Genomic DNA, 9417 nt, shown 5'->3' with positions numbered 1-9417 from the left:
ACGCCGATCGGGTCGGCCGGGTCGGGCTGGTGCAGGTCCAGGGCACGGCGGACCACGTCGACCTTGCGGGCGTGCATCTCGTCGTTGATCCCGGTTCCGCGACCGGTCACCTCTGCCGGGTCCATGCCGGTGTAGACACAGATCAGCGCGGCCGAGGCGGTGGTGTTGGCAATGCCCATCTCACCGGTGAGCAGGCCCTTGTTGCCCGCCGCCACCAGATCGCGGGCGGTCTCGATGCCCACCTCGATCGCGGCGAGCACCTCTTCGCGGGTGAGGGCCGGGCCGGTGGTGAAGTCGGCCGTTCCGGGACGGACCTTCCTGGGCAGCAGGCCGGGTGTCGCGGGGAGTTCGGCTGCCACACCGACGTCGACGACGCAGACCTCGGCGCCCACCTGGGCGGCGAAGGCGTTGCAGACGGCGCCGCCACCGAGGAAGTTGGCGACCATCTGGCCGGTGACCTCCTGCGGCCACGCCGTGACGCCCTGGGCGTGCACCCCGTGGTCACCGGCGAAGATCGCGACGGCCGCGGGCTCCGGGACGGGCGGCGGGCAGAGCCGGGAGAGCCCGGACAGCTGCGCGGAGATGATCTCGAGCATCCCGAGCGCGCCGGCGGGCTTCGTCATCCGCTTCTGGCGTTCCCATGCCTCGCCGAGCGCCTTGGCGTCCAGGGGGCGGATGCCGGCGATGGTCTCCTGGAGGAGGTCGTGCGGCTCTTCGCCGGGCAGGGCGCGGCGGCCGTACGTCTCCTCGTGGACGACCCAGGACAGCGGGCGGCGCTTGGACCAGCCCGCCTGCATCAGCTCGGGCTCCTCGGGGAACTCGTCGACGTAACCGACGCAGAGGTAGGCGACGACTTCGAGGTGCTCGGGCAGGCCGAGCGCGCGGACCATCTCCCGCTCGTCGAAGAAGCTGACCCAGCCGACACCGAGGCCCTCGGCGCGGGCGGCGAGCCACAGGTTCTCCACGGCGAGCGCCGAGGAGTACGGGGCCATCTGCGGCTGGGTGTGCCGGCCGAGGGTGTGGCGGCCGCCTCGGGTGGGGTCGGCGGTGACGACGATGTTCACCGGCGTGTCGAGGATGGCCTCGATCTTCAGTTCCTTGAACTGCTTGGCCCGGGCCTTGGGGAGCGACTTGGCGTACGCCTCACGCTGGCGCTGCGCCAGTTCGTGCATGGAACGGCGCGTCTCCGCGGAACGGATGACGACGAAGTCCCAGGGCTGCGAATGGCCGACGCTCGGTGCGGTGTGCGCGGCCTCCAGGACACGGAGGAGGACCTCGTGCGGGATGGGGTCGCTACGGAAACCGTTACGGATGTCGCGCCGTTCACGCATGACCCGCAGGACGGCTTCACGCTCGGCGTCGTCGTAACCGGGGGCGGGAGCGGAGGCGGGGCCTGCTCCGCCTGCGGCGGGGGCCGGAGCCTCGGCGCCGGCGGTCTCCTCCTCCGCCTCGACGAGCAGGGCTTCTTCGGGGACGTCCACGGTCTCGGGAGCATCCACAGCCTCGGGAACGTCCACGACCTCGGGAGCGTCCACGGCCGGGGCCTCGGCTGCCGGTACCTGTGCGTCCAGGGGCTGCGCTTCCGGGTCCGCGACTACGGCGGGTCCGGCCTGCGGGGTCCCGGCTTCCGGAGCCTCGGTGTTCTCGGGCGCGGCGCCGGGCTCCGGCTCCGGCTCCGCGGGGACCTGGGGTCCGGCCTGCACGACGACGGCGGGCTCGGGAGCCGGTTCGGGTTCCGCGACGGGCTCGAACTGGACCTCGGGCTGGGCCTCGGGCTGGATCTCCGGCTGCTGGAAGGCGACCGGCTCCAGCACCTCCACGGTCTCGGGCCCGGCCGGGGCGGGATCCGCCACGGGGAACTCGGGCTGCGGCGCGGGATCGGCGCTCTGCTCGGGCTCGACGGCGGGGGCGGCCGCGGTCTCCTCGGCCACGGGCGTCGGCGCGGGGTGCGGGACCGTGGGTACCGAGTCCTCCAGGGGTACGAACTGCCCCGTCGGCCCGACCGGGACGGCCACTTCGGCGGGCAGTTCGGCGGACACCCCGGCGGGAACCTCCACCGGTACGTCCGGCTGCACCTCGGCCAGGGAGTCCATGGGGTGTTCCCCGGCGGTCTCCGCCGCCGGCTCTGCGGGAGCCTCCGGCAGCACGGAAGCCGCCGGCTCAGAGGCGTCCGTTTCCGTGGGCGCGGCGGGCACGACAGGTACCACCGCTTCGACGGACTCAGCGAGAAGGACAGACGCGTCATGCTCGGCGGGCGCGGCGGGTGCCTCGGGCTCCGCGACGGGCTCGGGGTCCCCGACCGGCTCGGGAACGGCGACCGGCTCGGGCTCGGAGACCCCGGCCGACTCGGGCTCAGGAACCGCCACCGGCTCAGGCTCAGGGACCACGGCCGGCTCAGGAACCGCCACCGGCTCAGGCTCGGGAACCACGGCCGGCTCAGGAACCACGGTCAACTCAGGAACCGCCACCGGCTCAGGCTCGGGCGGGCCCCAGGCCGGCGCACCCTGGGGCGGGATCTCGCCCAGCTGCGGGCCCGGCAGCATGGACGCGTCCTCCGCCGGGGTGGCGAAGTACTCGGGACCTGCCGTCGCCGGTCCGGCGTGCCGCGCGGGCATCGGGTTCTGCGGGCCGGCCGGCCCCCGGTCCGCGAGTGAACGCACCACTCCGCCGGTATGCGCCCCGCCGTAGGTGGGTGCCTCGGTGGACGCAGGACCACGGTGCAGCGGGCGGCGGGCCGGCGCGGCGGCGGCCGGGACCTGCACGGGCCGGTGCGCCGGGATCTGCACGCCGTGGAGGCCGGACACACCGGACCCGTGCGTGCCGTTCACGCCCTGCCCAGGCGCCGGGGACTGCTCGGGCAGGCCCGCGGGCGCCGCCGGAGCGTCACTCCACGCGCCCTGGGGTGCGGGCATGAGAAGGAGGTCGTCGTCCTCGGACGGGTGCTCGGAGGGTTCGAGGTAGGTGTAGGCGTCCGGTGCGGGGACGCCCGGCTGCTCCACCATGCCTGCGTTCTCCGGCAGTCCCTCGCCCGGGATCTGGCCGGTGTCAGTCATGCGTACCCCTCGCCCATCGTCAGTGCTCCTTCGCCCTTCGCCCGGGATGCCCGAACCACGGCACGCCGGTGCTCGTCAACTAGAACGAGCGGGCTCCCCGCGCGGCACGAAACGCGCACGGAGGTATATATTCTCGCGGCCTTTCGCCACCGCGACAGACAGTTCTGCCTCGGCTCGCTGTGGACTGCGCCACGTTGCGCGTCCCCCGGTTTCGCTGTACCACGTCGCGGAGCAAAATGGTCCACTTTTCCGGACATTGACGAGCGAACCGTCGAACAGCCGGGCGCGGTACAACAATCGGTCAGCCTACCTCGCGCTCCCCCGCGACCACCTCAGGGGGCGAGATCGGTGCGTACCGCGGAGAGCAGGAACACGACGGAGCGTTCGCGCTCCGCCCAGGCGGAGGTGTCCATCTCCACGGACTGGAGCAGCGCGCACTCGACCGCGTACCCGTTCGCCGCGAGGGCCGCACCGAGCGCCTCCGCCTCGTCCCTGTTCGACGCGTGGGTGACGATGCGTTCGGGCCGCCGGTCGGCGACCGCCGTGACCACGGGGACCCCTCCGCCGCCGATCCGTACGACATCGGGTTCGGGCAGGCGTTCCAGGACGTGCGGGGCGGTGCCCCGGACGACCTGGACGCCCACCTGGAAGGTGCGGGCGGCGGCCGCCGTACGCGCGCAGGCGTCGGGGTCGCTGTCCACGGCGAGCACCGCTGCGCCGAAGCGGGCCGCCTCCACGGCGAGGGCGCCGCCGCCGGAGCCGATGTCCCAGACCAGATCACCGGTGCGCGGCCCGAGACGGGCCAGCTGGGCCGCGCGCAGGCCGGGCGACTCCCCTTCGCCGCCCTCCCCCGTGCCGCCGTAGGAAGCGGGGGGCAGGGCCCAGCCGCGGACGCCCTCGGGGTGGGCGGGGCGGCGGCCGGCTATCCAGGCGCCGCCGGCCGCGGTCTCGGGGCCGCCCCCGATGACGATGACGACGTTGGGGTCGCGCCAGGTGTGGTCGGCCGTCTTGTCGGAGGTGAGGACGGTGACCCGCTCGCGCACGGTGCCGAGCTCCTCGCAGATCACGAAGGTGCGGTGGACGCCTTCGAGCAGCAGGGCGAGCTCGGCGGGGCCCGCGCCGGGGGAGGTGAGCACGGCCACCTTGTGGTGGGCGCGGATGACGTTGACCGCGCGGCGCAGGGTGCGGGGGTGGGCGACGACGATCTGCGCGTCGTCCCACGGCATGCCGGCGCGGGCGAAGGCTGTGGCGACCGACGAGACGGCGGGTACGACCTCGACCTCGAGACCGTGTTCGGGCTTGCGCAGGGTGCGTACGACGCCGAAGAAGCCGGGGTCTCCGTCGGCGAGGACCACGGCGCTTCCGCGGTGGCCGGCGATCCTGCGGGCGGCCAGGTCGACGCTGCCGAGGCGGATGCGTTCCGCACGCCCGGGGACTTCGGGCAGCGCGAGGTGGTGGGCGGCGCCGGCGACGAGCGTGGCGGCCGAGAGCGCGGCTGTGGCCGCTCTGGTCAGTGGCGAGCCGTCCCAGCCGATCACCGTGACCCGGTCGGCCATCGTCGTCAGTCTCCTGGGGTGTGAGCAGGCGGGGCTCTGCGCGGGGTGGGCGGAGCAAGGGTGAGCGTATCCGGTCCGTACCAACGCCCCGCCAGGGGCTCCCGGAGCCCGGGCGGGAGGTCAGTTCCAGTCGTCGTACGTGCCGTAGCCGCCCGCGTCGGCCAGCTGTTCCGCTACGCCTTCCAGGTCCTCGGGCAGGAGTCCCCACACGATGAGGTCGGTCCTGATGTCGGTCCAGCCTCCGTCCTCGGTGGCGGTCCTGGCTATGCGGGCGTTGCGCAGGACTCCCTCGCTGATGCAGCCCAGCTTCTGGGCCACCTGCTGGGAGGCGGTGTTCCCGGCAGGGGTGCGCAGCTCGATCCGCTCGAAGCCCTGGTCGCGGAAGAGCCACTCGGCGAGGGCCAGCACGGACTCGGTGGCGTACCCCTCGCCGCGCGCCCAGGGGGCGGTGATGTAGCGGACCTCGGTGGCCAGGGTGCGCCGGTCGGTGTTGAGCAGGCGCACCGAGCCGACGAGGCGCTGGGTGAGGAATTCGGTGACGGCGAAGACTATGCCGTTGCCCTGGGTGCGTTCGGCGGGCGCGATCCTGCGGACCCAGCGTTCGGCGTCGACCTGGGTGTAGGGGTGCGGGGCGTCGGTCCAGGCGGTGACCAGCTCGTCGTTCATCATCTCGATGTACGCGGGGACGTCCGCCATGTCGAAGGGGCGCAGCACCAACCTGTCCGTGCTGATGGAGATGGACGGGAAGGTGGTAGTCATGCGCAGCTCCATGCCGAAGACCGTGTAGAGGCACCAGCATGCAGCATCGGCCCGTGGATGTGCATGGCCGGGTCCGCACGGCGGAGCCCCGCGCACCCTGATGGGGTGCGCGGGGCTCGTGGGGCAAGTGGTGCCCGGGTGTCAGGACTTGGCGGGTGCGCCGAAGGCGGGGACGATCGAGCCCTTGTAGGTGTCCTCGATGAACTTCTTGACCTCGTCGGAGTTGAGCAGCTTCACGAGCTTCTGGACCCGGGGGTCCTCCTCGTTGCCCTCCTTGACGGCCAGGAGGTTGGCGTACGGGTTGCCCTCCGCCTTCTCCAGCACCAGGGAGTCCTTGCCGGGCTGGAGGTCGGCCTCGATGGCGTAGTTGCCGTTGATGACGGCGGCGTCGACGTCGTCCAGGGCGCGCGGGACGGTCGCGGCCTCGATCTCCTTGAACTCCAGGCCCTTCTTGTCCGTGATGTCGCTGAGCTTGGCGTTGGTGCCGACGCCGTCCTTGACGGTGATCAGCCCGTTCTCGGCGAGCAGCTGGAGCGCACGGCCCTCGTTGGTGGTGTCGTTCGGCACGGCGACGGTCTGGCCGGCCTTGATGTCCTTGATGTCCTTGGCCTTCTTGGAGTAGAGGCCGAGGGGTTCGAGGTGGACGTCCGCCACCGGGACGATGTGGGTCTTGTTCTTCTTGTTGAAGTCGTCCAGGTAGGGCTTGTGCTGGAAGAAGTTGGCGTCGACCTGGCCGTTCTCGGTGGCGGTGTTCGGCAGGACGTAGTCCGTGAACTCCTTGACCTCCAGCTTGAGGCCGGCCTTGTCCGCCAGGTTCTTCCTGACGTAGTTCAGGATGTCGGCGTGCGGCGTCGGCGACGCGGCGACGACGAGGGCCTTGGAGGTGTCCGCACCGGCGCCGGTCGCGTCCTCGGCGGCCGGGTCGGAGTCCGTACCGCAGGCGCTGAGCCCGAGGGCGAGGGCGGCGGTGGCCGCCGCGGCAGCGGTGATCTTGATGTTCTTACGCACGAAGAGTGCCTCTTTCCGGTGGTGACGGTGGTGCGCCCGGACAAGGAGTTCGGGCTTCGGGGGAGATGACGTTCAGGAGGTGGTGCGGCCCCTGCGTGCCAGCAGGCGTACGGCTCCGTCACCGATCAGCTGGACCACGGTCACGATGACGATGAGCAGCGCGACGGTGATGAGCATGAACTGGTCGTCGAAGCGCTGGAACCCGTAGGTGACGGCCTTGGAGCCGAGTCCTTCGCCGCCGACCGCGCCGGCCATCGCCGAGTAGCCGATGAGCACGATGACGGTGGTGGTGACGCCGGAGACGAGCGAGGGGAGCGCCTGCGGCAGCAGCACCTTGCGGACGATCGTCGGGATGGACCCGCCCATCGACTGGACGGCCTCGACGAGTCCGTGGTCCACCTCGCGCACCGCTGTCTCGACGAGCCGCGCGAAGAACGGGATGGCGCCGATGGCGAGCGGCACGATCATCGCGGACGGTCCGATGAAGGTGCCGACGACCCAGGTGGTGAAGGGGATCAGGGCGATCAGCAGGATGATGAACGGCAGGGAGCGGCCGATGTTCACGATCACACCGATGACCTTGTTCACCACGATGTTCTGCAGCAGCCCGCCCTTGTCGGTGAGGACGAGCAGGATGCCGAGCGGCAGTCCGCCGGCGACGGTGACGAGCGTGGACCAGAGCACCATGTAGAGGGTGTCGATGGTTCCCTGCGAGAGCAGTGGCTGCATTTCGGACCAGGTCACTTCGCCACCTCCTTGGTGATCGGGGCGGGGGTGCCGGCGGTGCCGACGGGGGCTGCGTCCACGATTTCGGCCTGGAGGCCCTGCTCGCGCAGGAAGCCGATCGGTACGACGTTCTCCTCGAAGCCGCCGGGCAGTTCGATGCGCATGCGGCCGATCTGCTTGCCGCCGACGGTGTCCATCGCGGCACCGAGGATCGAGATGTCGATGTTGTACGTGCGGGAGAGCTGCGAGATCACCGGCTGGGCCGCGGCCTCACCGTGGAAGGTGACGTCGACGATCGTGGAGCCGGGCCCGGAGGGGGCGCCGCCGACGGGGAACAGCTCGTGGGCCAGCTCGGACCCGGGGGTGGCCAGCAGCGCTCCGACCGTGCCCGACTCGACGATGCGGCCCTTCCTCATCAGCGCGGCGGAGTCGCAGACGGTCTTGACGACGTCCATCTCGTGCGTGATGAGCAGGACGGTGAGGCCGAGCTCCTGGTTGAGGTCGCGCAGCAGCTGCAGGATGGAGCGGGTGGTCTCCGGGTCGAGGGCGCTGGTGGCCTCGTCGGAGAGCAGCACCTTGGGGTCGCCGGCGAGCGCGCGGGCGATGCCGACGCGCTGCTTCTGGCCTCCGGACAGCTGACCGGGGTAGGCCTTCGCCTTGTCGGCGAGACCGACGAGGTCGAGGAGTTCGAGCGCCTTGCGGGTGCGTGCCTGTCCGGAGAGCCCGAGGATCTCCAGGGGGAGCTCGACGTTGTCCTGGACGGTGCGCGAGTCCAGCAGGTTGAAGTGCTGGAAGACCATGCCGATGCGGCTGCGTGCCCGGCGGAGCTCCTTGCCGGCGCGCCGGCCGCGGCCGGCGAGGGCCGTGAGGTCCTGGCCGGCGACCGTCACGGTGCCCGAGGTGGGACGTTCGAGGAGGTTGACGCAGCGGATGAGGGAGGACTTTCCGGCGCCGCTCTGTCCGATGACGCCGTAGACCTCGCCCTCGCGGACGTGCAGGTCGACGCCGTCCAGGGCGGTGACCTCACGGCCGCGTGACTGGTAGACCTTCGTGAGGCCCGAAGTGGTGATCACAGGGTTTCCGTCACTGTCGAGTGCACGGCGCGGTGTCCGCCGGGCACGGGGCATTCGTCTGGTGAGACTTTTCTCGGTGGTCGACCGGGGGGGGAGTCTCGGCATGTCCGGCCCCGGCGGGGCGCCGGGTGCGGGGCGTGCCCGGGCCTGCTCGATCCGCTGGGTGCGGGCGGCACGGGCTCGGTCTCGCTTCGGGGCGCGAGGCTCAGGCGGGGGCCCTCAGAAGGCGCGCATTCGACACGTACAACGAGCACCGGGCGTCGGGATCGCCTCGGTCGCAGGGCTGCGGTAGCTCGTCGTGGTCATGCGCCAAGTAAAACAGACGTAACGTTCCAGCAGCTCACCGTGTCCGTATAGCGGACGGTGATGGACGGTGTCTCCCGCACGAAGGAACCCCGTGAGCACCGCTTTGACCAGCGGAAACGTGAATCCTCTCCGGCACGCCCCGCAGACGGCGGCACGATCATGCCGTGCGCGCCCTGTGGCAAAGGCCACGATTCCTTGACGCCCTCGGGACGGCCCGTCCCCCGGGCCCCCACGCGGCTGCTCCGCCCGGCCGTAATACCCTCGCTCCATGCTTGACGCCCTGACGGTCGCGGTCGCCGTGACCGCGCTCGCCCTCGCCGCCTGGTGCGGATTCGCCGCCTACCGGGACCAGCCCACGAAGGACTGGCACTTCATCGGCATGGCGGTCGTCTCCGTGCTGGCGCTGGCGCAGCTGCTCGTGGGGATCGTGCAGCTGGCCCGCGGTGAGCGGCCCGACCAGGGTATGACGATCTTCATCGCCTATCTGATCGGCGCCTTCGCAAGCGTGCCCGCGGCGGGTTTCCTGTCGCTGTCGGAACGGACCCGCTGGGGTTCGGTGACGGTGGCGGCCGGTGCGGTCGTGCTCGCCGTCCTCGAAGTGCGGCTCTACGACATCTGGGGAAACTGACCATGAGCGACACCGACCGCACGGGCGCGCCCGCGTCCCGGGCCCCGGAGCGGGACGCCCCGCGGCAGAAGCAGCAGTTCGAGCTCGGCTCCGGGCCGGGGCGGGTACTGGTCTGGTTCTACGGGGTGTTCACCGTGGCCGCCGCATCCCGTTCGGTCGTCGAGATGGTCCTGGACTTCGGCAGGGCCCCGCTCGCGTACGTCCTCTCGGCCGTCGCCGCCGTCGTCTACGGCTTCATCACGTACTCGCTGGTGCGGGGCGGGGAGACGGCGCGCAGGGCGGCGCTGGTGTGCTGCGCCGCCGAGCTC

Annotated in this window: 8 protein-coding genes; 2 read left to right on the top strand and 6 right to left on the bottom strand. The window is 71.5% G+C overall.

The window, feature by feature from the left end:
* From bluB to VN520_RS29845, 6 genes are all read right to left on the bottom strand, one after another.
* A partial coding sequence (gene bluB / locus VN520_RS29870) for a 5,6-dimethylbenzimidazole synthase (RefSeq protein ID WP_325750064.1) occupies window positions 1-3053 on the bottom strand: 3053 nt, incomplete at its 3' end.
* Window positions 3054-3385: 332 nt separating this feature from the next.
* Window positions 3386-4609, bottom strand: coding sequence for a precorrin-6y C5,15-methyltransferase (decarboxylating) subunit CbiE (gene cbiE / locus VN520_RS29865; protein ID WP_325750063.1), 1224 nt, complete (start codon window positions 4607-4609; stop codon window positions 3386-3388).
* Window positions 4610-4729: 120 nt separating this feature from the next.
* Complete coding sequence (locus VN520_RS29860) at window positions 4730-5368, bottom strand: GNAT family N-acetyltransferase (protein WP_325750062.1); 639 nt, start codon at window positions 5366-5368, stop codon at window positions 4730-4732.
* Between the two features lie 141 nt (window positions 5369-5509).
* A complete protein-coding gene (locus tag VN520_RS29855; RefSeq protein WP_325750061.1) occupies window positions 5510-6376 on the bottom strand; it encodes a MetQ/NlpA family ABC transporter substrate-binding protein in 867 nt (288 codons plus the stop codon).
* 72 nt (window positions 6377-6448) lie between these two features.
* Window positions 6449-7120 carry a methionine ABC transporter permease gene (locus VN520_RS29850; RefSeq protein ID WP_325750060.1) on the bottom strand — a complete coding sequence of 224 codons (672 nt, stop codon included), beginning with the start codon at window positions 7118-7120 and terminating at the stop codon, window positions 6449-6451.
* Window positions 7117-8175: a methionine ABC transporter ATP-binding protein gene (locus VN520_RS29845; protein ID WP_325750059.1), complete on the bottom strand. Its 1059-nt coding sequence runs from the start codon at window positions 8173-8175 to the stop codon at window positions 7117-7119. Before VN520_RS29845 ends, VN520_RS29850 begins: the two co-directional genes overlap by 4 nt.
* Window positions 8176-8749: 574 nt before the next feature.
* Between VN520_RS29845 and VN520_RS29840 the strand changes: the two genes are divergently transcribed.
* Window positions 8750-9109, top strand: a complete 360-nt coding sequence (locus VN520_RS29840) for a hypothetical protein (protein ID WP_203185101.1) — start codon at window positions 8750-8752, stop codon at window positions 9107-9109.
* Between the two features lie 2 nt (window positions 9110-9111).
* Window positions 9112-9417, top strand: a 306-nt coding sequence (locus VN520_RS29835) for a hypothetical protein (protein WP_325750058.1), incomplete at its 3' end; no start/stop codon positions are given.

The organism is Streptomyces sp. (genome assembly GCF_035563135.1).
GTDB lineage: Bacteria > Actinomycetota > Actinomycetes > Streptomycetales > Streptomycetaceae > Streptomyces.
This window is presented reverse-complemented; position numbering and strand designations above follow the sequence as displayed.